Source organism: Tractidigestivibacter montrealensis, assembly GCF_024741235.1.
GTDB lineage: Bacteria > Actinomycetota > Coriobacteriia > Coriobacteriales > Atopobiaceae > Tractidigestivibacter > Tractidigestivibacter montrealensis.
Genome location: NZ_JANSKA010000004.1, coordinates 72317 through 96722, shown reverse-complemented (window position 1 = coordinate 96722; position 24406 = coordinate 72317). Strand labels below are relative to the sequence as shown.

20 protein-coding genes are annotated in these 24406 nt (G+C 61.2%); 3 read left to right on the top strand and 17 right to left on the bottom strand.

All coding sequences use genetic code 11. The features are described 5' to 3' along the window. Positions 1–224: 224 nt before the first annotated feature. The 9 genes from NVS32_RS06720 to secG all read right to left on the bottom strand — a co-directional run bounded on the left by NVS32_RS06720 (position 225) and on the right by secG (position 9631). Complete coding sequence (locus tag NVS32_RS06720; RefSeq protein ID WP_258499126.1) at positions 225–1235, bottom strand: ABC transporter ATP-binding protein; 1011 nt, start codon at positions 1233–1235, stop codon at positions 225–227. Further along, positions 1235–2347 carry an ABC transporter ATP-binding protein gene (locus NVS32_RS06715; RefSeq protein WP_258499125.1) on the bottom strand — a complete coding sequence of 371 codons (1113 nt, stop codon included), beginning with the start codon at positions 2345–2347 and terminating at the stop codon, positions 1235–1237. Before NVS32_RS06715 ends, NVS32_RS06720 begins: the two co-directional genes overlap by 1 nt. A 3-nt stretch (positions 2348–2350) precedes the next feature. After that, entirely contained in the window at positions 2351–3322 is a 972-nt protein-coding gene (locus NVS32_RS06710; protein WP_258499124.1) for an ABC transporter permease, read from the bottom strand. A 6-nt stretch (positions 3323–3328) separates the two neighbouring features. Further along, positions 3329–4369 carry an ABC transporter permease gene (locus tag NVS32_RS06705; RefSeq protein ID WP_032111532.1) on the bottom strand — a complete coding sequence of 347 codons (1041 nt, stop codon included), beginning with the start codon at positions 4367–4369 and terminating at the stop codon, positions 3329–3331. A 99-nt stretch (positions 4370–4468) separates the two neighbouring features. Continuing rightward, entirely contained in the window at positions 4469–6151 is a 1683-nt protein-coding gene (locus NVS32_RS06700) for a peptide ABC transporter substrate-binding protein (RefSeq protein WP_258499123.1), read from the bottom strand. Between the two features lie 212 nt (positions 6152–6363). Then, positions 6364–7437 (bottom strand): M42 family metallopeptidase, encoded by a 1074-nt coding sequence (locus NVS32_RS06695; protein WP_032111530.1) that lies wholly within the window; start codon positions 7435–7437, stop codon positions 6364–6366. 47 nt (positions 7438–7484) lie between these two features. Next, positions 7485–8306: a creatininase family protein gene (locus tag NVS32_RS06690; protein WP_258499122.1), complete on the bottom strand. Its 822-nt coding sequence runs from the start codon at positions 8304–8306 to the stop codon at positions 7485–7487. 73 nt (positions 8307–8379) lie between these two features. Beyond that, positions 8380–9195 (bottom strand): creatininase family protein, encoded by an 816-nt coding sequence (locus NVS32_RS06685; RefSeq protein ID WP_042089276.1) that lies wholly within the window; start codon positions 9193–9195, stop codon positions 8380–8382. 175 nt (positions 9196–9370) lie between these two features. Continuing rightward, the gene (gene secG, locus NVS32_RS06680; RefSeq protein ID WP_118156474.1) at positions 9371–9631 is read right to left on the bottom strand and encodes a preprotein translocase subunit SecG; all 261 of its coding nucleotides are present in this window, start codon (positions 9629–9631) and stop codon (positions 9371–9373) included. Positions 9632–9828: 197 nt separating this feature from the next. Between secG and NVS32_RS06675 the strand changes: the two genes are divergently transcribed. Together NVS32_RS06675 and NVS32_RS06670 are read left to right on the top strand one after the other, a co-directional pair. Continuing rightward, positions 9829–11229, top strand: coding sequence for an aminopeptidase (locus tag NVS32_RS06675; protein WP_118156473.1), 1401 nt, complete (start codon positions 9829–9831; stop codon positions 11227–11229). Between the two features lie 295 nt (positions 11230–11524). Further along, positions 11525–13189, top strand: coding sequence for an ABC transporter substrate-binding protein (locus NVS32_RS06670; RefSeq protein WP_258499121.1), 1665 nt, complete (start codon positions 11525–11527; stop codon positions 13187–13189). A gap of 359 nt (positions 13190–13548) precedes the next feature. Here NVS32_RS06670 and NVS32_RS06665 read toward each other — a convergent pair whose 3' ends face one another. From NVS32_RS06665 to NVS32_RS06630, 8 genes are all read right to left on the bottom strand, one after another. Next, positions 13549–14328: a creatininase family protein gene (locus tag NVS32_RS06665; RefSeq protein ID WP_258499120.1), complete on the bottom strand. Its 780-nt coding sequence runs from the start codon at positions 14326–14328 to the stop codon at positions 13549–13551. A 105-nt stretch (positions 14329–14433) separates the two neighbouring features. Further along, positions 14434–15201, bottom strand: a complete 768-nt coding sequence (gene tpiA / locus NVS32_RS06660) for a triose-phosphate isomerase (RefSeq protein WP_258499119.1) — start codon at positions 15199–15201, stop codon at positions 14434–14436. Next, complete coding sequence (locus NVS32_RS06655; RefSeq protein WP_258499118.1) at positions 15194–16393, bottom strand: phosphoglycerate kinase; 1200 nt, start codon at positions 16391–16393, stop codon at positions 15194–15196. Before NVS32_RS06655 ends, tpiA begins: the two co-directional genes overlap by 8 nt. A 96-nt stretch (positions 16394–16489) precedes the next feature. Beyond that, a complete protein-coding gene (gap, locus tag NVS32_RS06650) occupies positions 16490–17515 on the bottom strand; it encodes a type I glyceraldehyde-3-phosphate dehydrogenase (RefSeq protein ID WP_032111523.1) in 1026 nt (341 codons plus the stop codon). Positions 17516–17740: 225 nt separating this feature from the next. Beyond that, positions 17741–18685, bottom strand: coding sequence for a DNA-binding protein WhiA (gene whiA, locus NVS32_RS06645; RefSeq protein ID WP_258499117.1), 945 nt, complete (start codon positions 18683–18685; stop codon positions 17741–17743). A gap of 3 nt (positions 18686–18688) precedes the next feature. After that, on the bottom strand, positions 18689–19645 hold the full coding sequence (gene rapZ, locus NVS32_RS06640; protein ID WP_258499116.1) for an RNase adapter RapZ: 957 nt from the start codon (positions 19643–19645) through the stop codon (positions 18689–18691). A gap of 755 nt (positions 19646–20400) precedes the next feature. Next, positions 20401–21495, bottom strand: coding sequence for a Gfo/Idh/MocA family protein (locus NVS32_RS06635; protein WP_258499115.1), 1095 nt, complete (start codon positions 21493–21495; stop codon positions 20401–20403). A 58-nt stretch (positions 21496–21553) separates the two neighbouring features. Beyond that, on the bottom strand, positions 21554–22243 hold the full coding sequence (locus tag NVS32_RS06630; RefSeq protein WP_258499114.1) for an N-acetylmannosamine-6-phosphate 2-epimerase: 690 nt from the start codon (positions 22241–22243) through the stop codon (positions 21554–21556). 430 nt (positions 22244–22673) lie between these two features. Here NVS32_RS06630 and NVS32_RS06625 point away from each other — a divergent pair, with 430 nt between their 5' ends. After that, positions 22674–24338, top strand: coding sequence for a LuxR C-terminal-related transcriptional regulator (locus tag NVS32_RS06625; RefSeq protein WP_258499113.1), 1665 nt, complete (start codon positions 22674–22676; stop codon positions 24336–24338). Positions 24339–24406 lie beyond the last annotated feature (68 nt).

The following is a 24406-nucleotide window of genomic DNA, read 5'->3' as shown; positions in this document are numbered from 1 at the left end:
GGCACAACGAAAGGAGACGGGATCCAGCCGCACAGCCACCCACATGTCGCGTGCCACGCAACGCCATGTGGGTCTGGCGTGGCACGACACAACATGGGGTAGTCTATCACCATGGCTCTGTTACACAATAGAAAACAGAATGCAAACCAAACGACCAAAACGCCCCGTGCCGGTGACCGAGGGTCGTGGCGCGGGGCGAAAATCAACAAAGATTGATTTTTTTACTACAGCTCGATCGACGAATCCTTGATGGGGAACGGCTGACCGTAGTGGCAGGCGCAGAAGTGTCCCCCGCCAAGGTCGCGGAAGTCCGGGTGCTCCTTGGCGCACTTCTCCGTAGCAAGCGGGCAGCGCGTGTGGAAGCGGCATCCGGAAGGCGGATCGATGGGCGAAGGCGGGTCGCCGGCAAGGATGATGCGCTTGCGCGAGTGCTGGATGTCGGGGTCGGGCACCGGCACGGCCGAGAGGAGCGACTGCGTGTAAGGGTGGCAGGGCTTCTCGTAGAGTTCCTTCCAGTCCGCGTACTCCATGAGGTTGCCCAGATACATCACGGCCACGTGGTCTGAGACGTGCTGGACCACCGAGAGGTCGTGCGCAATGAAGAGATACGCCGTTCCAAACTCCTGCTGAAGGTCGGCCAGGAGGTTCAAGACCTGCGCCTGAATGGAGACGTCGAGCGCCGAGACCGGCTCGTCGCAGATGATGAGCTTTGGCTTCAGGGCAAAGGCGCGCGCGATGCCCACGCGCTGGCGCTGGCCGCCCGAGAACTCGTGCGGGTAGCGGTTGATGTGCTCGGGGTTCAGGCCAACCATGTCGAGAAGGGACGCTACGTACTTGGTGCGCTCGACTTTGTCGGGCATCAAGTTGTGGATGACGAGAGGCTCGGAGACGATCTCGCCGATGGTCATGCGCGGGTTGAGGCTCGCGTAGGGATCCTGGAAGATGTACTGCATGTCGCGTCGCATGGCCTTGAGAGCCTTGCCGTTCATCTTCGTGACGTCCTTGCCATCGAAGGTGATCTTGCCGGAGGTTGGCTCGATGAGGCGCATGATGCAGCGGCCCGTGGTGGACTTGCCGCAGCCGGACTCGCCGACCAGGCCAAGGGTCTGGCCGGGATAGATCTGGAAGCTCACGTCGCTCACGGCAGAGACCTTGCGCTTCTCGCGAGAGAAGACACTCGAGTCTACCGGGAACTCCTTGGTGAGGTGCTCGACCTTGAGAAGGGGCTCTGCCATTACGCCTCGCCTCCCTTCTCGGCCAGCTCAGGCGCTGCTGCCGTGGTCCTGCTCGTCTTGGGGGCATTCTTGGTGACAAAGTCCTTGTCAAGCGCGTAGTGGCAGCAGGAATAGTGATTGGGACCAACCATGATGCGGTCAGGACGCTCGGAGCGGCACTTGTCCGTGGCATACGGGCAACGCGGCGAGAACGCGCAGCCGGAGGGCAGCGTCACGAGCGAGGGCGGGTTGCCCTTGATGGGCGTGAGCGGGTGCTTCTCGGTCATGACCGGGTCGGGGATCGAGCGGATGAGGCCCCAGGTGTAGGGGTGCGTGGAGTTGTAGAAGATCTCCTCGGCAGGGCCAAACTCCACGGGATGCCCCGCGTACATGACCATGATCTTGTCGGCAACGTCGGCAACAACGCCCAGGTCGTGGGTGATCATCACGATGGCGTTGCCGTTCTTCTTCTGCATCTCGCGCATGAGCTCGATGATCTGCGCCTGGATGGTCACGTCGAGGGCCGTGGTGGGCTCGTCGGCAATGAGGATGTCGGGGTCGCAGGCAAGGGCCATGGCAATCATGACGCGCTGGCGCATGCCACCCGAGAACTGGTGCGGGTAGTCCTTGACGCGTTGCTCGGGGTTGGGGATGCCCACCATGTCGAGAAGCTCGACCGAACGCTTGAGGGCCTCCTCCTTGGAGTAGCCGCGATGCAGGCGCAGGCCCTCGCCCAGCTGGCGTCCAATGGTGTAGACGGGGTTCAGCGAGGTCATGGGGTCCTGGAAGATCATCGCGATGTCGTTGCCGCGTATGTCCTGCATCTGCTCCTCGCTCATCTTGAGCAGGGACTGGCCACGGTAGCGAACGTCACCCCCCTCGATGCGTCCCGGGGGCATGTCGATGAGGCCCATGATGGTGAGGTGCGTGACGGACTTGCCCGATCCAGACTCGCCAACCACGCCGAGCGTCTCGCCGCGGTCGAGGGTGTAGGACACGCCGTCCACGGCCTTGACCACGCCGTCCTGCGTGTGGAAGTACATCTTGAGGTCATCGACCTCGAGAAGGTGCTCTCCTTCGGGGACGGGCTGGTCCTTGAGGTGCATCTGCACTCTGGTCTTCTTCTTGAACATGGCTTAGGCATCCTTCATCTTGACGTCGAGGGCATCGCGCAGGCCATCGCCCAGAAGGGTGAAGGCGAGCACCGTGGTGAGAATCGCGAGGCCGGGCATGATCATGAGCCAGGGCTGGGTGGCCAGGTAGGTTGCGCCGTCCTGAATCATGATGCCCCAGGACGGGTTGGGTGCCTGGACTCCCATACCCAGGAAGGACAGGGCAGCCTCGGTGAGGATTGCGGAGCCGATGTTCATCGTGGCGTAGACCACGATGACTGCCACGGAGTTGGGGAAGATGTGGCGGGCGATGATGCGCGCGTCGGAGGCGCCCATCGCACGCGCCGCGTCAACGTAGTCGTTCTCCTTGACGGTAAGGATTGCCGAACGGAACACGCGGGCGATGGACGGCCAGCCCAGGATGCCGATGGCGATAAACACGTTCTGGACGCCCGGCCCAATGACCGCAAGCATCGCGATGACAAAGAGCGTGTACGGGAAGGCTAAGAAGATGTCGGCCAACCTCATGATGATGGTGTCCCAAATGCCACCGTAATAGGCGGCAAGTGCGCCCATGATGAGGCCCAGCACGGTCGAAATGGCAGTTGCAAGAACGCCGACGGCAAGCGAGATCCTCGAACCGTAGATGACGCGGCAGAGGACGTCACGCCCCAGCGTGTCGGTGCCAAAGGGATGCTCGGCCGATGGCGCAAGCCTAGAGTTCTGCGCCATAGTTGCCGATTCGGTCTCGGTTGGGCTGCCAAGCGTACCCGGAACCCAAAGGTCTGCCGTCAGGGCAACAACGATGACGAAGCCAATCCAGATCATGCCGATCATAGCAAGCTTGTTGCGCTTCAGCCTCTTCCAAGCATCGCCCCACATAGTGCGAGACGAGGTCTGGGCATTGACGGCTGCGGCGGCAGCCTTTGCCGAGAAGATGCCCAGGGTGTTCTCGTCATTGGCTTTCTCTTGCGTCTGTGCGGTGTTATCAGCCATGCCTGCCTACCTCTCGTTCTTGGGTGCGCCAAAGCGAATGCGCGGGTCAAGGAAGGCATAGCTCACGTCGACGATCAGGTTGATGACCATGACCACAACCACGATGACCGTTACCGAGCCAAGTACCAGCGGCCAGTCACGCTGCGTGATGGCACGATAGGTCTCGTAGCCAACGCCCGGCCAGTTGAAGACCGTCTCGGTGAGGATGGCACCGGCAAGAAGGCCGCCAAAGTCCATGCCAATGTAGGTGACCACGGGGATAAGCGCGTTCTTGAGGGCGTGGTGAATGACGATGTCCTTGCGAGAGAGCCCCTTGGCCTTTGCCGTGCGGATGTAGTCCTGGTTCATGACCTCAAGCAGCTGGGAGCGCATGATGCGGGCCGTGTATGCCATCGAGATTGCAGCCAGGGTGAACGCGGGGAGTATGTAGTACACCCAGTCTTGGAACTCGGCATACGGGCCACCAGCGCCAGATATTGGCAGGTAGAAGGCGCCGCCAGTGGCATCCTTGAGGAACACGCCAAAGAACAGCTGTAAGAGCATGCCTAACCAGAATGCGGGCATGGAGACGAACAGGGCCGAGAGGAACGTGACAAATATGTCCCAGAATGAGTAGCGTTTGAGTGCGCTCACTATGCCGGCTCCTATGCCGAGCACCGCCTCCATGATGATAGCCACAATGGCAAGCCGCACAGTATAGGGGTACTTGTCTGCCAGAATGCTCGAGACCGACTGGCCAGACTTCTGGTAGCTCACGCCAAGGTCGCCGTGGAGAAGGCCCCCAACGTAGAGGAAGTACCTCTCCCACATGGGGGTCTCGATGGTGTTGCCGTTCTCGTCGTACTTGATTGTGCCATCGTCGTTCGTCTCGATGAGGTGGAACGAGGCGCGCAGGTTGTTCTCGGTGACGGGGTCGAGTTTCTTGTCTCCGGCAATCAGCCTGATTGGGTCTCCCGGGACGATGTTCTCGAGGGAGAACAGAATCAGTGTGACTCCCAAGAACACCGGGATGAACTGCAAAACGCGCTTGATGATGTATTTTCCCATGGTCACTCCCCTGCCACCACATGGGACGAGCCAATAGATGCCGATATTAAGGCGGGGCGGGGCACCGGAAACCCGATGCCCCGCACGAGCTCGTGGGGACTAGGCCTGGACGCTAGCCTCGCCTAGGTGGGCAATGCCTGCCGGGTCGTAGTACAGGCTCTGAATCCTCTCGGAGCCAATGTGGTCGTGCGCGTAGAACATGATGGGGATGACCGGCATGTCCTCGCCCAGGAGCTTGCAGGCCTTGCGATACTCGGACTTGCGCTCCTCCTCGTCGGTGACCTTGCGGGCGTCCTCGACCAGCTTGTCGAACTCAGGGTTGGAGTACTTGCCGTAGTTGTTCGACGAGGTGCTGTAGAAGTTGGGGTACAGGAAGTTGTCCATGTTGGGGTAGTCGGTGATCCAGCCCATGCGGCCGAGCTGGAAGCCACCGTCATCGAGCGCGGTGAGGTAGGCAGCCCATTCCAGGGAGTTCTGCTGAACGGTCACGCCGATGGCCTCGAAGTCGCCCTGGATGATGGACATGATGTCCTCGTGGCCGCCACCGGAGTTGTAGGAGAGCTTAACCGTGAGGTTGCGCTTGCCGTCCGCGTCTGCCGTGTAGCCGGCGCTATCAAGAATCTCCTTGGCCTTCTCGGGGTCGTAGTCGCAGTACTCCCACGTGGAATCAGGGGAGTCATCGATAAGCGGCGGGAAGCAGCTTGTGGCAGGCTTGCGGGAGCCCTCGAAGAGCGTGTCGCAGATGTTCTGGCGGTTGATGGCAAGGCTAAGTGCCTGGCGGACCTCCTTCTTGCCAAGGGTCTCGTCGCCCATCTCGCAGATGAGCCAGTAGGTTGAGGCCTCGGCACCAGTAAGGACCTGCTTCTTGGGGGTCACGGTATAGCCGTCGTCAGAGGTGCCATACTGCTGCTCGACCTCGGCAAGACGGCCGGAGGGCACGGAGCAGAAGTCGATGTTGCCGGCCTGGAACTCCTTGAAGGCGGTGTCCGGGTCCTTCTGGATGGAGAAGTTCACGGCATCGAGCTTTGCGGGGGTGCCATAGTAGCCGTCGAACTTCTTGACGTTGATGTACTGGCCGGAGACCCAGGAGCCATCCATCTGGAAGGGGCCATTGCCGATGGGGGCAACGAGGAAGCTGTCGGGATCGTCTCGTGCCGCCTTAGGAACAGGCACGAGCGCCTGGTGGGCGCAGACGAGCGGCCACTCGGACATAGGGGTGGTGAGCTCGAAGACGAGCGTGTTGTCGTCGGGGCACGTGACGCCAGAGATCTCGTCGGCCTCGCCCGCCTGCATCTCCTTGGCGCCCTTGACGGGGTCGAGGTGGTAGGCAACGTCCGAGGGGGTCTTCATCGTTGGGTCGCAGATGCGCTCAAAGGCGCGCTTGAAGTCCTCTGCCTTCACGGTGTCACCGTTGTGGAACTTGCAGTCCTTGCGGATGTGGAAGGTCCACTGGGTCGCGTCGTCGTTGGACTCCCAGGACTCGGCCGCCGCCGGCTCAAGCTCCTTGGTGTCGTAGTTGTACTTGGTGAGGGAATCGAACAGGCACTTCGCGACCTGGGTGCCCTCGGACTCCTGCGTGTTGTAGGGGTCGATGGCAACGGGGTCGTTGATGTAGTACTTCAGCACGCCGCCCGTGCTGGCTCCCGCATCAGAAGAAGAGCCACCCGAAGTCGCACTTCCAGAGTTGTTCTTGCCGCATCCCGCGAGACCGGCCAGTGCGGCGGCTGCGACGCCACCCTTGATGAAGCCTCGACGAGAGACTCCGCCAAACCTGTCTTCCATATGCTCCTCCTCTTCCACACCAATTTGACTGTCAAAGCATCAAGTCCCACCTTGATGTTGTGAAACAGGGTAGCGGGCTATTGTTTCTAAACAGTGTTCATTAAGGTTGAATAGTCCACATGTAACGTTAAGAACGTAAATAGAAAAGTTTATGAAATGACAATGTAATTACCCGTTAACGCAACTCCAAATTGCCAGGGGTCCCGCTCTGCTTAAAAGGAGCGAACGGCATCCGGAGTAATCCGCTCGGCCACGGCAACCGCAACCTCCGCCGTCATCTTTACGTCATAGAGCGTGCACAGCGCGGTTCCCGAGTGGACGTAGCGACTGGGAACGCCAGCGACCACGCAGGGGATGTCAAGCATGTGGGTGGGGCCGCCGTCGGTGCCGCCGCCCTCCCGCACGCTCGTTTGGCAGACAAGTCCCGCCTCCGCCGCACATTTGAGTACAAAGCGCTGGTAGCGAGGGTTCGTAATCATGCAGCAGTCAAAGTAGCGAAACATGGGGCCATGGCGAAAGGCAGTCTGGACGTCATCGGGGATGGTAAACGTGTCATCTGCCGGGCAGCCCTCAAACATGAAGGCGACCATGGGATCGAAGTGCAGCGCCGCTGCCAGCACGCCGCGCTCCCCCACCTCCTCCATCGAGCTCACCGAGGCAACAACGTCAAAGGGTAGATCCGTGCGGCTAGAAAGCTCGCGCAGGGCGAGGAGCTCTGCGGTGACTCCTGCGCGGCAGTCGAATGCCTTCCCCAACGCAACGCCAGTCTTCTCGTTGTACTCGAACTTGGTGGCCGGGACAAAAGGCTCGCCCATGCCCATATGGAAGACGTTTACCGCCTCCTCCTTGGAGGTGGCGCCAACGTCCAGGATGAGCTGCAGCTCTCCGGAGGCGCGCTCGGCAGCGCTCATGAAGTGGGGCGGCTTCACGCCAATCACGCCATGGACCCACTCGCCAAGCGTGTTTCTCACCAGCACGTCCTGGCCGGTGAGCACGTTGGGAGAGAAGCGTCCTAGTTCAACGAAGGTCATCGTGCCGTTGGAGCGGATGGACTTGACCATGCCTCCAACCTCGTCGCCGTGGGCATCGAGCATGAGCACGGGCTTCTCGCCAGTAAAGTTCTTGGGGGTGACGAGTGCGTCGTGGACGCTGTTGGTCTCGACCTTTGCCCACCCTTGGCAGAAGTCGCGCACGACCTCTATGGTCTCGTCCTCGAAGCCCGAGGGGGACTTTGCGTTAGAGAGCCTGCCGAGAAGGTCCACGACCTCGCTATCGTTGAAATCCATTGCCACTTGCCTCTCTCTTGGGAGCCAATATCGCGTACGTGCTGACGTTACTTGTCGCCATTGCCGCCGTATGCCTTGGTAGTGCGGACGGGCATGGGCGCGGGAAGCGGCGCGCGCTTGAGGGCGCCGATGAAGTCGACGAGGTAGCTGGCTACGCCGTCCATCATCTGGCCTCCCCACTCCGGGTTGGCGTTCGCTGGGTCGTCGGGGCCAATCCAGCCGTTGCCGGCGTAGCGGCAGGCGTCACGCGGAATGGCAACGTGAGCGCCCTTGAACTCAACGTTGTCCCAGCCAGACGTGGGAAGCTCGTCGGAGATGTCGTTAGCAAGCGCCATGGGGCCAAGCTCGGAGGAATCCACAAGCGAGGGGTCGACGGCCATCACCGCAGCCGTCTCCTCTGCCCCGCCATGGCCACCGCCCCACGCAGGGTTGAGCTCGCCTGCCATGAGCCACCAATCCGCCCTTGCCGCGAGGCACCCTCGCCTATTGAGCTCCTCGCACACGCTTGAGATGGGCTTGATGTTGGGGCCGTGGCCGTTGATGAAGAGGAACCTTCTTGCTCCATAGTCGTAGAGCTGCATGCTGAGCGTCCGGACAAGCGAACGGAGAAGGTCATAGCCTATCGAGAGCGTTCCCGGAAACCCCAGGAGGTCATCCGCGTTGCCAAAGGGAATCGTGGGCGCAATGAGCACGTCCTCGCCAAGGGCAGCATCAATCTTTTCCAGCAGCAGATTGGGTGCAAGGGTGTCTGTTCCCAGCGGGTTGTGCCTCCCGTGCTCCTCCGTGCTTCCTATGGCCATGACGACGAGGTCGTTTCCCCGCTCAAAGTAGTCTTTCACGGCAGGCCAGGTACTCAGCTCGATGCGCATTTCTCCTCCTTGTTGTCCGCCCGTTCCTCGGCAGGCGGGAACGCCTGGTACAGATGCAGCTATGCAGTGTGCGCTACTGGTCGAGGTGCTCCGTTGCCCGAGAGAAGTCGATTGGCTTGGGCAGCGTCTCCGCCTCGAGGGCATGCGTGAACTCCTGTAGCCACGCCGCAGTGCCCTCAAGCATCGCCTTCCCAAGCTCGGCGCTTGCGCCGCGCGGATGGTCCTCGTGGCCTTCGGCAACCCAGCCGGAGCTTGCAAACCGGGCGAGCCTTCGCGGGAACTCCACCTCGGCACCGCCAAAGATCACGCTGTTCCATCCCGTTGAGGGCATGTCGGCCCCAATGTCGGGGAGCAGGTTCTCGTCTGTCACCTGCGACATGTCAACGGAAGCGGGATCGATGGCAAGGTTGGCGCTGGTCTCCATGGCGCCACCGTGCCCGCCGCCCCATGCGGGATCAAGCTGCGGGGCAACCCTCCACCAGTTGACCACCGCCGCAAGGCAGCCGGCATCGTTCAGGTCCATCGACGCCATAGAGAGAGATTTGACGTTACCGCCATGACCATTGAGAAAGACGAAGCGGCGTGCGCCATAGGCTCTGAGCTGCCGCGTGATGCTCGAAAGGACGTCGTAGAGCCCCTGGACACCAAGGCTCACCGTGCCAGGGTACCCAACGAGGTCGTCCGTTGCGCCATAGGGAAGTGTTGGTGCCACAAGATACGTCCCGTCGCGCTGTTCCAGCAGCTCAAGGATCTTGTCTGGCGCCATGGTATCGGTGCCCAGCGGATTGTGCCTGCCGTGGCACTCCGTCGAGCCAACTCCAATAATCACCAGGTCGTGCTCCTTGAAGTAGTCACGAACCTGCGTCCAGGTGCTTCTCTCCATGTACATGTGGCATCCTCCTTGCGACAAGCCTTTATGTCACCAGCATAGGCTTGCAAGCGTTTAAGGATGCCAACTCGATGGTTCAATGTCCCACTTGTTAACCAAAGAATGTGGTGCGGATAAAAAAGGGACGGAGGGCACTCGCCGCTCCGTCCCGCATGAAACCGTTTTTCGAGAAGGCCTAGCCGGCCAGGCTGATGGTTCCCGTGGGGAAGGTCACCGCCATCACGATGACGCACGCCACAAAGATGACGGAGGTGATGACCGTGAGCCTGTCGAGGTTCCTCTCCCAGATGCCAGAGCCGGCGGAGGCGTTGTAGAGCGAGGAGGCAATCATGTCAGAAACGCCCGTGCCCTTGCCCGAGTGCATGAGGACGAGAGCCACGGTGAGCAGGCCGGAGATGAACAGCAGGACAAGGAGGATGACGTTGAGGACGTTCACGGATTCTGGCTCCTTCGAGAGCGGATGGGCTGTATGCAATGCTATTCAGCATAGCATATGGTGATACGCGCGTTTTATCGTTTTTCTCATTCCACAACTCAGGTGGCGTCCGGCGAGCGGCACGATGAGCGGCGTGGGTTCCATGGGTGATACAGTCTTCTCCGGAGCTTACCTGAGGACTTTGGAAAGGAGCAGGAATGGAGAGACCAAACGCCTGGAAGGGCTATGGCGAGAAGGACCTGGCGCAACTCACGGAATTCTGCGAGGGGTACCGAAAGTTCATCTCGGAGAACAAGACCGAGCGAGAGTGCTGCGCTACTGCCATCGAGCTTGCGGAGACACATGGGTATCGCCCGCTTGAGGAAGAGGTCGAGGCAGGCAAGAAGCTCTCCGCCGGCGACAAGGTCTACGCGTCGGTCCGCGGCAAGAGCCTCATGCTCATCGAGCTGGGCACGGAGCCTCTCGAGCAGGGCGTCAACATCCTTGGTGCTCACATCGACTCGCCCCGCCTGGACGTCAAGCAGAACCCGCTCGAGGAGAGAAACGACATCGCCACGCTTGACACGCACTACTACGGCGGCGTGAAGACCTACCAGTGGGCAACCCTGCCCCTGGCAATTCATGGCGTTGTTGCCAAGAAGGACGGGAGCGTCATCAAGGTCGTGATTGGCGAGGACCCCTCGGACCCCGTCTTCTGCGTCTCCGACCTTCTCCCCCACCTTGCCCGTGAGCAGATGCAGAAGAAGGCGTCCGAGCTCATTGAGGGCGAGCTTCTCGACGTGATTGTGGGCAACCGCCCCAGGGCAGCTAGCGACGGCGCCGAGAAGGACCAAGACAAAGAAGCGGTTAAGGCAACCGTCCTTGATATTCTCGCCGAGAAGTACGATATCACCGAGGAGGACCTGCTCTCCGCCGAGCTTGAGATTGTGCCCGCAGGCCAGGCGCGCGACATGGGCCTGGACCGTTCGATGATCCTGGGCTACGGCCAGGACGACCGCTCCTGCGCCTACCCCTCGCTTCTTGCCCAGCTTGCGTGCGAGGCGCCCAAGCGCACCGCCGTCACCATCCTTGTTGACAAGGAGGAGATTGGCAGCCGCGGTGCTACCTCGATGAGCAGCCGCTTCTTTGAGGATGTCATGGCCGAGCTTATCGAGGCAGCCGGACAGGGTACTCCCCTGGCGCTGCGCCGTTGCCTCGAGCGCTCTCGCATGCTCTCGAGTGACGTCTCCGCGGCCTTCGACCCCAGCTACTCCTCGGTCTTCGAGGCAAAGAACTCGTGCTTCCTTGGGCGCGGCCTCACCTTCAACAAGTACACGGGAGGCAGCGGCAAGTCTGGCTCCAACGATGCCGACGCCGAGTACGTTGCCCTCATCCGCCGCGTGATGGATGACGCAAACGTCCGCTTCCAGACCGCCGAACTCGGCCGCGTTGACGCCGGTGGCGGTGGCACCATCGCCTACATCCTGGCCACCTACGGCATGAACGTGATTGACTCCGGCATTGGCGTGCTCTCGATGCACTCCCCCTGGGAGGTCACGAGCAAGGCGGACATCTGGGAGGCCTATAAGGGCTATTGTGCCTTCCTTGCGCTGGAATAGCGGACAGCACGGGCGAAGCTTCTCGCCATTGGAGACGGTGCCTCTTGATGGGTGCGGGCAGTCATGCTCGCACCCATTCTTGTGAGGTTCGCGAGCGAGGTGCGGCCATGCGACTTTCGAGTTGCAGTCGGCGAGCGGTAGGCAAATCAGGCCAGGAGTTTCAATACTGCAAATATTTGCTTCAGGCGTATTTCAGTCCTCCGCCACTTTCCTCCAACAGGACGAACATCTTTCTCGAAAAGCGGACACTGCGGTCATGCGGTGTCCGCATGGGGACAGACGGTGGGAGGAAAAGATGGGTCATTCGATGGATCGTCGCACCTTCATCAAGGGCGGAGCTGCCGCGATGGCAGCCGCAGGACTTGGTGCCTGCGGACAGCGCTCGTCCAGCAGCGGAGAGTCATCCAGTGGGGAGGCGGCATCGGGAGGAACCATCAACTATGCAATCACGAACCCCACGTCAATCGACCCCTTTGACATCGAGGAGTTCAACGGCGCGGCTGTTGCTTCTCAGCTCTTTGACCAGCTCACGGTCTACGACTACGACACAGAGGAGCTGAAGCCCAGCGTTGCCGAGTCCTGGGAGTCATCTGACGACGCCGCGACGTGGACCTTCCACATCAAGCAGGGCCTCAAGTTCCACGATGGCACCGACGTCACGGCCAAGTCGTTCCAGTACGCCTGGAACCGCATCTGCAACCCCAAGACCACCACGGCGCCGTCTGTGGTCTCGTACCACCTTGCCATGGTTAAGGGCTATGAAGACGTGGTCAACGGAAACGTCGAAGAGCTTGAGGGGCTTTCCTGCCCCGACGACTACACCCTCAAGGTGGAGCTCACCGGCCCTTACGCAGACTTCCCCTTTGTGGTGTGCTGCACGCCCCTCTCGCCCATCCCGGACTGCGCGAAGGACAACTACGACACCTACTCCAAGGCGCCGGTTGGCAACGGCCCCTTCCAGATGGATGGCACCTGGAACGATGGCCAGTACATCAACATGAAGCGCTACGAGGACTATGCCGGTGACAACCCCGCCAAGGTCGACGCCGTACACTTCAACATCTACAAGGACACCGACACGGCATTCCGCGAGTTTGAGGCCGGCAACCTCGACCTTTGCGACGTTCCCGCGGGGCGCGTCAAGGAGACGGTCGAGAAGTACGGACAGTCGGACGACGGCTACACCGGCACTCCCAACAAGCAGACGATGGTTGGCGAGGTTCTGTACACTGAGTACCTTGCGTACAACGTGAACGACCCCTTCCTCTCCGACAAGAGGGTACGCCAGGCAATGTCTCTTGCCATCAACCGCCAGAACCTCTGCGACACCCTCTACGAGGGATTTGCGCAGCCCGCAGGCGACATTGTCCCGCCGGGAATCAAGGGCAACGACGAGACCACGTGGCAGTACTGCGCCTATGACGTTGACAAGGCTGGTCAGCTCCTCGACGAGGCAGGCTATCCCGCCGGCTCAGACGGTATGCGCGGCATCGACCTCACCATCATGGTTTCCTCGTCCAACAAGACAAACGAGTTCGAGGTCCTGCAGGGCGACTGGAAGGCCGTGGGCATCAACGTGACCATCGACCAGAAGGAATACGCGTCGATGCTCGACGACTACGTTGCCGGCACCTTCCAGCTTGGATCTCGTGGCTGGACCGCAGACTATCCCATCATGGACAACTTCCTGCAGCCGCTCATGTACACCGGCGTGGGCGACAACGTCTCCCACTACTCCAGCGCCGAGTTCGACGCCAAGCTGGACGAGGCGAGAAAGACCGTGGACGAGGACAAGCGCGTCGAGCTCATGCACGAGGCGGACGCCATTGCTGCCGAGGACATGCCCATCATCCCCATGCTCCACAAGACCCTGAACAAGGTGACCTCGAACAAGTTCACCGGCATCAAGGTCGATGCCGCACGCCTGCCCGAGCTAAGGGACGCAACGCCCGCGCAGTAGGCGCAGTTCTCAACAGATCTCAGCGCGTAGTTGCCTGGGCCCACCGGTCGATGCCGATGGGCCCCGTTTTTCTGCGAGAAGGCCGCAGAGACGAACGTCGCTATAACTCAAGCTCCGGCGCCCAAACGGCGCCGGAAGAACTCTTTTGTACGCGATAGTTGCGGCAACGACCCTTCCGGCGCTAAAAGGGCGCCGGAGCCCTTCTCGTACAGAATCCCGTCGGAAACCCCCGCTCGGGGGTGCATCCCGTACGGAATCGCTGCGGTAACCCCGGCTCCGGCGTCATTTTCTCGCCGGAGGGCGCGTTCCTGCAGAGAAGGTCTCCGTGCAATCGTGGGGAGAAGCCTCGACGTTCTCGCCTAGCGCTCTATCTGGCCCGGCAGCGGAGACTGAGCGAAGGCGTCGAGAAACTTTACGGCCCAATCCGCAAAGGAGGTGAGCATCTGCTCTCCCCACTCCGCAGACGCCTGCTTGGGATCGTCTTTCCCTATCCATCCGTTCGAGGCATACCTGCGAGCGCGACGGATGAGCGAAGGGTGAACCCCTTCAAACTCGACGACATCAAATCCCTTTGTCTTGATATCGCTACCGCCGTCATCCACAAGGTCCATGGGGCCCAATGCGGAAGTGTCCACGGAGCTTCGGTCTATCCAGAGGTTGGCTGAGGTCTCCTGAGCACCGCCGTGGCCTCCACCCCACGAAGGGTTAAGCTCGCCTGCCAGCTTCCACCAGTTGAGAAGCGCCACCTGGCAGCCACGGTCGTTGAGGTCATAGCCGGTTATGGTGAGGGCTCGGGTGTTTCCCCCATGACCGTTGACAAAGCAGAAGTGCCGAGCGCCGTAGTGGTAGAGCTGCCCGCAGATTCGTGCGGTCACCTGATGGAGGAGGTCATCCCCAAGCGAGAGCGTTCCGGGGTAGTCAATGAAGTGATCGGCAGACCCAAGGCGAAGCGTCGGCCCGTACAGAAACTTGGGCCTGCGCTCATCCATGAGGTCCAGTATCCTCTGGGGGGCCATCCAGTCGGTTCCAAGTGGATTGTGCCGCCCATGGTTCTCCGTACTGCCAAACCCAAGGACTACCAGGTCATTGTTTGCAAAGTATGCCTCGACTGCAGGCCATGTCGACTTCTCGAGAAACAACTTCCGCCACCTTTCGGGCTAGAAGAACCACCCCATCTAGAAAAGGCCCCGGCGCGACAGGCGCACCGGGGCCGAATGAGACAAAGGGACAGTCCCTTTGTCTCACTACGCCATTGCGCTGCGGACCATGGCTGCGAAGCTGTCGGCCTTGAGCGAAGCACCGCCGACGAGCGCACCGTCAACGTCCTCCTTCTCAAGGAAGCCGCCCACGTTCTCGGGCTTGGCGGAGCCGCCGTAGAGGATGCGGATGCCGTCAGCGGTCTCCTGGCCAAAGATCTGGGCCAGGGTCTTGCGGATAGCGCCGCAGACCTCCTCGGCGTCATCGGCCGTGGCGGTCTTGCCGGTGCCGATGGCCCAGATGGGCTCATAGGCAACCACGTACTTGGAGGGGTCATCGATCGTGAGGCCCTCGGTGTCCTTCTTGATCTGCTCGACCACGAACTCGACGTGCTTGCCGGCCTCGCGGACCTCGAGGGACTCGCCGCAGCAGGAGATGGGGACAATGCCATGGGCCATGAGGGCCTTGGCCTTCTTGTTGATGTCCTCGTCCGTCTCGCCAAAGTAGCCACGACGCTCGGAGTGGCCAATGATGCAGTAGGTGGCACCAACGGTGGTGATCATGTCAGGAGCGGTCTCGCCCGTGTAGGCGCCCTTCTCCTCCCAGTAGACGTTCTGGACACCCACGGCGATGGGGGCATTGGCCTGCTGGATGACCTCGGCGACGCCCTTGACGTCGATGGCGGGCGGGCAAACAACAACGTCCACCGAGCCGGTGCCGTCCTTGAGCTCGTCGACCAGACCCTGCGCGAGAACAACGCCCTCGTCGTAGGTCTTGTTCATCTTCCAGTTGCCAGCGATCATCCTGTTACGCATCGAGAAGCGCCTCCACTCCAGGAAGAGCCTTGCCCTCGACGAGCTCCATCGAGGCGCCGCCGCCCGTGGAGATCCAGCTCATCTTGGGAGCCAGGCCAAACTTGTTGATTGCGGCCACGGAGTCGCCACCGCCGATGATGGAGGTGCCACCGTTGGCCTTGACCTCGGCGACAGCCTCGGCAACGGCCTTGGTGCCGTCAGCGAACTCGTCCTTCTCGAAGACGCCCATGGGGCCGTTCCAGAAGACGGTCTTGGCGCCCTTGATGGCCTCGGCATAGAGCTCGCGGGTCTTGGTGCCAATGTCCATGCCCATGCGGTCGTCGGGGATCTTGTTGGAGTCGACGACCTCCTTGACGGTGGGGTTGTCGAAGTCGTCGGTGACCACGTTGTCGACCGGCAGGAGCAGCTTGACGCCCTTGTCCTCGGCCTTCTTGAGGAGCTTCTTGGCCTCGTCGACGTAGTCAGGCTCCTGCAGCGACGTGCCCACGGTGTAGCCCTGGGCCAGGAAGAAGGTGTAGGCCATACCGCCGCCAACGATGAGGGTGTCAGCGGAGTCGATCAGGCGATCGAGAACGGTAATCTTGGAGGAAACCTTGGAGCCGCCCACGATGGCGACAAACGGGCGCTCGGGCTCGGCGAAGATCGACGTAAGGGTGTCGACCTCCTTCTCGAGCAGGAAGCCGGCGACGGCGGGAATGTAGGCAGCAGGGCCGACCACGGAGCCCTGCGCACGGTGCGCGGTGCCAAAGGCATCGAGCACGAAGATGTCACCGTAGGAGGCGAGCTTCTTGGCGATCTCGGGGTCATTCTTCTTCTCGCGCTTGTCGAAGCGGACGTTCTCGAGCACAAGGATGTCACCAGGCTTGACCTCGGCAACGGCGGCAGCGGCCTTCTCGCCGTAGGTGTCGTCGACGAACTTCACGTCATAGCCGGTGAGCTCGGCGAGCTTCTCGGCGGCAGGCTTGAGCGAGAGCTCGGGCTCGGGACCGTCGCCCTTGGGACGGCCGAGGTGGCTCATGAGCACGATGCCAGCGCCGTGCTCCTTGAGGTACTTGATGGTGGGGATGGCGGCCTTGATGCGCGTGTCGTCGGTGACGACGCCATCCTTCAGGGGCACGTTGAAGTCGACGCGCTCGAGGACGCGCTTGCCCTCGACGTCGATGTCGCGAACGGTCTTCTTGGTGAAAGCCATGTTCACTCCTTATTGTCGATACGTGCAAAAATAGGGGCGCGGCCGCGGCCCGAAAGCTGCAAACCGCGCCCCATAGTTACCTCACCGAAGCATCGACTAGGCGACGAACTTCTCGAAGTACTTGATGGTGCGGACCATCTGAGAGGTGAAGGAGTTCTCGTTGTCGTACCAAGAGGTGACCTGGACGAGGCTCTGGCCGTTGCCGAGCGGGTTGACCATGGTCTGGGTGGCGTCGAAGAGCGAGCCATAGGTCATGCCGACGATGTCGCGAGAAACGATCTGGTCCTCGTTGTAGCCGAAGGTCTCGGGAATCTGCTCAGAGTAGGCCTTCATCGCGGCGTTGACGCCCTCGACGGTGACCTCCTTGTTGACCACGGCGTAGAGGTTGGTGAGGGAGCCGGTGGGCGTAGGAACGCGCTGAGCGGCGCCGATGAGCTTGCCGTTGAGCTCGGGGAGCACGAGGCCGATGGCCTTGGCAGCACCGGTGGTGTTGGGGACGATGTTCTCCGCGCCGGCGCGGCTACGACGGAAGTTGCCCTTGCGCTGCGGGCCGTCGAGGATCATCTGGTCGCCGGTGTAGGCGTGGATGGTCGTCATGATGCCGGAGACGATGGGGGCGTAGTCGTTCAGGCCCTTGGCCATAGGAGCGAGGCAGTTGGTGGTGCAGGAGGCGGCGGAGATGATGTCGTCGTCGGCGGTCAGCGTCTCGTGGTTGACGTTGTAGACGATGGTCTTGAGGTCAGAGCCCGCAGGAGCGGAGATGACGACCTTCTTGGCGCCAGCGTTGAGGTGCGCCTGGGACTTGGCCTTGGAGGTGTAGAAGCCGGTGCACTCGAGGACGACGTCGACGCCGAGCTCGCCCCAAGGCAGGTTGTTGGCGTCTGCCTCCTTGTAGATCTTGATGGTCTTGCCGTCGACGGTGATGGAGTCCTCACCAGCGGTGACCTCGTGATCGCGGGAGTAGTTGCCCTGCGTGGAGTCGTACTTCAGCAGGTAGGCGAGCATCTCGGGAGAGGTAAGATCGTTGATGGCGACGATCTCGGAGCCCTCGTGACCGAACATCTGACGGAACGCCAGGCGACCGATGCGACCGAAGCCGTTGATTGCAACCTTAACTGCCATGCTTTCTCCTTTCGAGTGGCCGACGGGGCCTCCCCCCGACTGACCATGTAACAACGCCGAAACGTCATTGCTAGGGACATTCTACCGCACGTTTGCCAATCTAAAACGAGTAATCCGCAACGCTGGCACAATTCTGGACGCATTTCTGTGCAAAATATAGTATGTGATGCAATCTAGCTGCGCTTTTATGAGAATAAATGAGGATTTTCTGATGTGGAAACGTTCTCAGTTTTTCTCGGGTGCGCCCTCTTCGCCCACGATCTGCTCCAGCCTGAGCAACCGGTGGTACATGGCGGACTTGGAGGCCGGCGGATCGAAGGTCTCGCCCAGCGCCGCAAGCGAGAGCTCGGGGTTCTCCCTGCGCGCGACGCAGAACTCGCGCACCGCAGGCGGGAGGCGCGAGATGCCCACGAGCTCGTCCGCCCGGTCGATGAGCTCGAGCTGCGCCACGGCTGCCGAGGACGAGCGCGCCTGGTTGGCCACCTCGGCGTTGACGCGGCGGTTGACGTCGTTCTTGACGGACTTTCTCGCACGCGCGACCTCGACCACGCGAGCCATGCGCTGGGCACCCATCAGGCGCAGGAGGCACAGCACGTCGTCGAAGCTCTTGAGGTAGAGCGCGTAGGCGCCGCGGCGCCGGTTGATGCGCACCGAGGCGCCCAGGGTCGAGATGACATCGGCCAGGCCTCGGGCGAACTCCTCCCCCGTCACCGCGATCTCGAGATGGAAGTCACCGCGCGGATCGGCGATAAAGCCACCTGCCATGAAGGCGCCCCGCACAAAGGCGCAGCGTGCCTCTCTCGTCTTGAGAAGTTCCTCGGGCACCCCTAGGGCGATGCCGCGCCCGGGGATGAGAATCCCCAGGCTGGTGAGATCGTCGGCCAGGCGGTCCTGCTCGGGCATCTCGATGAGGTAGTTTCTCGTCTTGTGAAGGACCGAGCGTCTAACGGTAAGCGAGGTCTCGAGGTCAAACACGCGGTGCGTGAGCTTGATGACGGTGCGCGCCACGGCTCCGGTCTCAGTGGCGATGCGAATCGAGTAGCGCCCCGAACCGTGGAAGCTCATGGTGCCGCAGACGCGGACAAGCGCCGAGAGCTGCGCGAGCTCGGCCATGCGGGAGGCGGGCTCTATGCGCGAGAGCTCGTCTTTTACCTGGGCGGTGAAGGACATGGGCTACCTCTCGCCCGTGGCTGCGTCGTGCGCAGCCGTAGCGACAGCCTCCGGGAGGTCGCGATGGAAGAGGTTCACGCGATAGCCCTGCGCCTTGAGGTGGGCCGCCGTGGCATTGGCAATGGCGACGCTTCTGTGCTGGCCGCCCGTGCAGCCCACGGCAATGGACAGGCGCGCCTTGCCCTCGGCGACGTAACCCGGCATGGCAACGTCGAGCAGCCGCAGCCACGCGTCCATGAAGTCGCGCGTGATCTTGTTGTCCATCACGAAGCGTGCGACCTTCTCGTCATTACCCGTGAGATAGCGCATCTCGGGGTCGTAGAAGGGGTTTGGCAGAAAGCGCACGTCGATCATGAGGTCTGCCTCGGAGGGCATGCCGTGCTTGAAGCCAAACGAGAAGACGTTCACGTCGAGGAGCTGCTGCTCGGTGAGCTCGGAGAAGGCCGCGCTGAGGCGCGCACGCAGGGCGGAGGTACGCATGTGGCTTGTGTCGATGACGAGGTCGGCCATCGCGCGCGCGTCCTTGAGCTGCCGGCGCTCGCGCTTGATGGCGTGCTCGACGGACTCGCCGGGGACCGCGAGCGGGTGGCGGCGGCGGTTCTCGTTGTAGCGGCGCATGAGAATCTCGTCGGAGGCGTCCAGGAAGAGGAGCTTGCAGGAGAGCTCGTGCTCGCCGAGCTGGCGGATGGTGTCCGTGAGCTCATCGAAGAGGCCCTGGCTGCGCAGGTCGCAGGTCACGGCCAGGTGGCGGCCCACGCCCGAGTTGATTCCCACGAGCTCCGCGAGTTGCGGGACAAGGCGCGGAGGGAGGTTGTCGATGCAGAAGTAGCCCATGTCCTCGAAGCAGTGCAGGGCCTGCGTGCGGCCCGAGCCGGACATGCCCGTGATGATCACGATGTCGGGGACGCGGTCGCGGCTCTCGGCGTCGCGCATGTCCTGGCCGGTGCTTGTGTCTGGCATTCGCCCCTCCTCCGCTCTGGTGGAAACCGCATCAAGTATAGGGGTTGGTGCCCAGCCGGTGCGCTGGTGCTGGTGCCGTTGCTCCCCCGGGGCCCGTGCTTCTCGTCCGGGGCTCTCAGCTGGCGGGCTTCTCGGCGGGCGGGCTTCTCGGCGGGCGGGCCTCTCGACGGGCGGGCGGGGCGATCGCCCCACTATCGAAACTCTCGCATAGGATTATTGCGCGATATTTCTCGTAAATTTGAGCTTATCTGAGCAAACGTATTTAGGATGAGGAAAAACGCGCAATAAAGTGCCGAGATGCAGCAGTGCCGTCCATAGAGATGCGCTTTTGATAGGGGCTCTCGCTAATAGCAACGTTCTAAGTTGGGATGGCGTGCCTCTCTCAGGCTCTAGCCCCTCTCGCCCCGTGGAGTATAAGCTCCATTTCTTAATCCAGTTAGCCGCCACCTGGGCAAACGCAACCGCCGTTTAAGAAAAGGAGCTATTCTCCGCTGGTCCGGAAGCAAAATGGTCCGGGGGTCCGGGGGTCCGGGGGTCCGGGGGTCCGGAAGCAGCGTTACCGCAAGGATTACGTACGAAATTGCCCTTCCGGCGCGGAATTGACGCCGGAGGGCACGTTATCGCAGCTACTTCATACGAAAGCGCCCCTCGGGGGAGAATTTCTCGCCCGAGTGTGAGGTTTCGACAGCATTCCGTACGACACCTTCGCTCAGGCGGCATTTTCTCGTCGAAGGGCGCATTTCTGCAGCTAGCACCTATGCGCGCTCCTCGGGATAGACCACGCCCCACTCGCGGCGCAGGCGGGTCATGATCTGCATGACGTCAGCGGCGTAGTCGATGAGGCCTGCTGCACGTGCGTCGCCCGCAACCGTACGCTCGAGATCGGCAATCTCGTAGCAGAGCGCATAGCCCGAGCGACCTGCGCGAACCTCCTCGCGGCGCCCGTCCTCCGTCCACACGATGGTTGCAACGTCAGCGCGGGGATAGTCCATGACCTCGACGTAGCAGCGGTCAAAGCTCAGGACCGCTCGCTTGGGCTGCTTGGAGTGGAGCGTAAGCGAGAGGACGCCCATCTGCCCCTCCTTGTTGCGGCACACGATTCCCGAGGTCTGGTCCACGCCCGTCGACGCCAGGTTGGCGAGAGAAACGACCTCCGTGGGCTGGCTTGCCATGAAGAGCCTCATGAGCGAGAGCGCGTAGACGCCAATGTCGAGCATCGCGCCGCCCGCCAGCCTGGGGTTGTAGAAACGGTTGGTGAGGTCGCCGTACTCCTTGTAGCTGCCAAAGTTGAGCTGCGCCAGGTTCATGGCACCAAACTCTCCCGCGTTGGCGCGGCGGAGAAGCTCCTGGTAAAGCGGCATGTGCAGGATGGTCGTGGCATCCATGAGCACCACGTTGTTCTCGCGCGCAAGCGCACGGGCCTCGTCGAGCTCCTCGGAGTTGAGCGTGATAGACTTCTCGCAGAGAACGTGCTTGCCTGCCGCGAGGGCACCGCGCAGGTAGCGGATGTGCGTGTTGTGCGGCGTGGTGATGTAGACGGCATCTACCCCGGGGTCCTGGTAGAGCTCCTCGGCCGAGTCGTACACGCGCTCCACGCCGTAACGCTTGGCGAAGGCCTCGGCCTTCTCGCGCGTGCGGTTGGCAACGCCGCGGAGATGGCGGCCGGAGAGGGCAAGCGAGGTCGCCATCTGGTTGGCAATCACGCCGCAACCGATGACCGTCCAGGAGAGCTGCGGCGCCGTGTAGATGTCTGTGGGGAATGGCTCGCCTGTGACCTCGGCAAACGCTACCTTTGCGGCAGCGGCCGCATCGAGCGGCGCCGCAGTTCCAGACCCGTTGTTCTCTGCCATGTGCTTCTCCTCTCTCATGGCCGCTAGGGCCGGGTTACTACCATCTGCCAAGAATGCCCTACGCCTCGATGGCCGCCTTGAACCAGCTGGTGATGCTCGTGGGATGCGTGATCGCGGTGCCCGAGACCACCGCCCACGCGCCGGCGTCGATGGCCGCGCGCGCATCCGCCGGGGTGTGGACGTGGCCCTCGCAGATCACGGGGAAGCCGGGGAACTCCTTGGCGGCTTCTGCGAGAAGGGCGATGTCGGGGCCGTCGTCCAACGTGGTGTCGATGGCAGGCTTGTTGTGCGAGAGCGTGGTGGACACGATGTCGCAGCCGCACGCGACGCCGCGACGGATGTCCTCGATGGTCATGCAGTCGGCCATGACGATGGTCTCGCACTGGGCGCGCAGGTCGCGGACGGTCTCCTCGAAGGTGCGGCCGTCGGGGCGCGGGCGATTGGTGGCGTCGATTGCCACCACGTCGGCACCGGCGTTCACGCAGGCAACGGCATGGCGCAGCGTGGGCGTGATGTAGACGCCGTCGTGGCCCTCCTTCCAGAGGCCGATGACGGGAACCTCGACGCGGCCCTTGATGGCGGCGATGTCCGAGAGGCCCTGGCAGCGGATGGCTGCGGCACCACCCAGCTCGCAGGCGCGGGCGATCTGGGCCATGGTCTCGGGGTGGCGCATGGGTTCTCCGGGATACGCCTGGACGCTAACGATGAGCTTGCCCTTGAGGGACTGGACGAGCGGATTGACAGCCATTGATGCTCCTCTCCGCGCGGCCACCATGGTCGCGCCATTTTGGACTAGAGACAAGGCTAGCCGATGCTGAGAGCAACTGGCTCGCGAGATTCGGAGCTGGGCGCTTTTGCATACTCACATCAGGCACAGCGAACCCGAGTGATATCCCGCGCTGTCTCATCGGGCTCTCGCCCACCACCTACCGGAGCGCAGCCTCAGTAGAGCAGGCTTTGTCCTATTCTCAGCATCAAGCCATGAGGGAGACATGATGAGAGCGTATGCCATCCTTGCGCGAAGAGGTAAGCCCATCTGGTGTATCTGGTCGGGATTGATTGCAGCGCTACCTCCCCGCCAACCACTACTCACGCTCAGCCTCACCTGCGCCGCCTTGCTCGTCGGACGCACGCTCGGAGCTGCCGACAAGGTCTCTTCCGAGAAGTGTCGGCAGTTCATGGCTATTGCAGGAGCCATAGTCGCAATTCCCATCTTCGCGCTAGAGGTATTGCTTGTTGAAGCCAACGCTCTCGTAGAGTTTGCTGCAGCTGAGGTCGTAGCTACCGCATTCGCTCTTGTTGGGTGGATTTGTCTCGCCCTTGAGTTTGCGCATCCGGAACCCAATGGTAACGCAGTTCTCCAGTCTGCAGTAATTCTCGGAATTACTTTTGCTGTGCCGCTTGTTCTGGGTCTCTCGTTTCCGGCAATCGGCCCATGGTTTCCCGCCTTCTCGGCATGCCTCGGTGCCACGGCATCTCTCGTAGCGCAACTCCTCACTCGTCTATCTTCCGGAACAGACGAACGGATGCTCTTCTCACTTGTCTCCGGACTCGTATTCTCGGCCTCACTCTATGACACCCTATCGGATTACCCACATCTCGCTCTTGTTCTAACGGGGACGCACCTCTTTGCTGTTACCGTCGTAATTGTATGTCTTATCCGTCATGCGTCCCCCAGGCATACAACCACCACCGGAGAGTCGACAAATCCCAGGCAAATAGCCCGTGAGAGCACCCGTATCGAGCAGCTTCTCTCCTCCCATGCACTCCGTCCGCTCAGTAGTCGAGAGACCGAGGTTCTTATCAGTACCGCACTTGGAAAGCCGCGCCGCATCATCGCACAAGAACTCGGCGTCTCAGAGTCAACTGTCAATACCAATCGCTCTCGGGGATATGAGAAATTGGGAATACGCTCCAAGCAAGAACTCTGCCTTCTCATCTCTTCTGCACAGCAGAGCAATGACGTCAAATCTGATAACGCAAGCGAAAACTCAACATCAGCCAACCGTAGATTTGCATTCTTGCATAAGCATTGGAGCACCCTTACCTGTATGGGGTTCTGCCTTGCATATACCTTGTGTCCTTTCGATGCTGACAGTCAACTTGTGACTGCACACGCCTTTGGACTCGCTCTCATCTGTGGTGCGCTCGTCGGTTTTCTCTGCCATCCAGATTCGGGAGGAGAGGAAGCCCTTCGACAACGGCTTGGCGTTTCCCCCTCATGGGAAAAAAGCCTCTTCGCGGCTACCGGAACGACACTCTCCGCAGCGCTTCTGGTGGCGTCTTGGCCACTTCTGTGGCTCTTTCGCATCCTTTCACTGTTGGTTCTTTTCGCAACCGTTTTGCTCGTTGGCACGAACGTAGCTCTACCCGGAGCTGAAATCTCGTGGACGCATCGCACCAGGCATCTCCTGCAAACAGGCATACAGGGACTATTTTGTCGCTCCCGCGAACTCGCGGCTCTCGTGGGATTCTGTTTCCTTCTTCAGAGACCCATTGACTCCCTACTCACATCTCATCCCGACGTGTCATACATGCTGTGTGCACTTCTTTTTGTTGCCGGGGCCATGGTATTTGGAAAGATCTCCCCAACAACATCCCCCGACGGAAACTCTCCGAAGGACGCGGACGTGGTGCTCAAGCACCTCCGCAGTTGCGGGCTCAACGAGCTCCAAGCACAAATTGCCCTCCTCATCGCTCGGGGTGACAGCGAGAGTGAAATCTGTGATCAGCTTCATATAGCACGAGGAACTGTTAAGTCATACCGGAGTCGCATTTATGTCGCCCTTGGCATTCACAGCGCAGCTGAATTGCACAAGGTAATAACCTCGCTCTTGAGTTGACACGAATTTACGAATCCCATCCTCTTGGACGACAGACGCGAACCCCTAATCCTGAAATCATCTTCCTA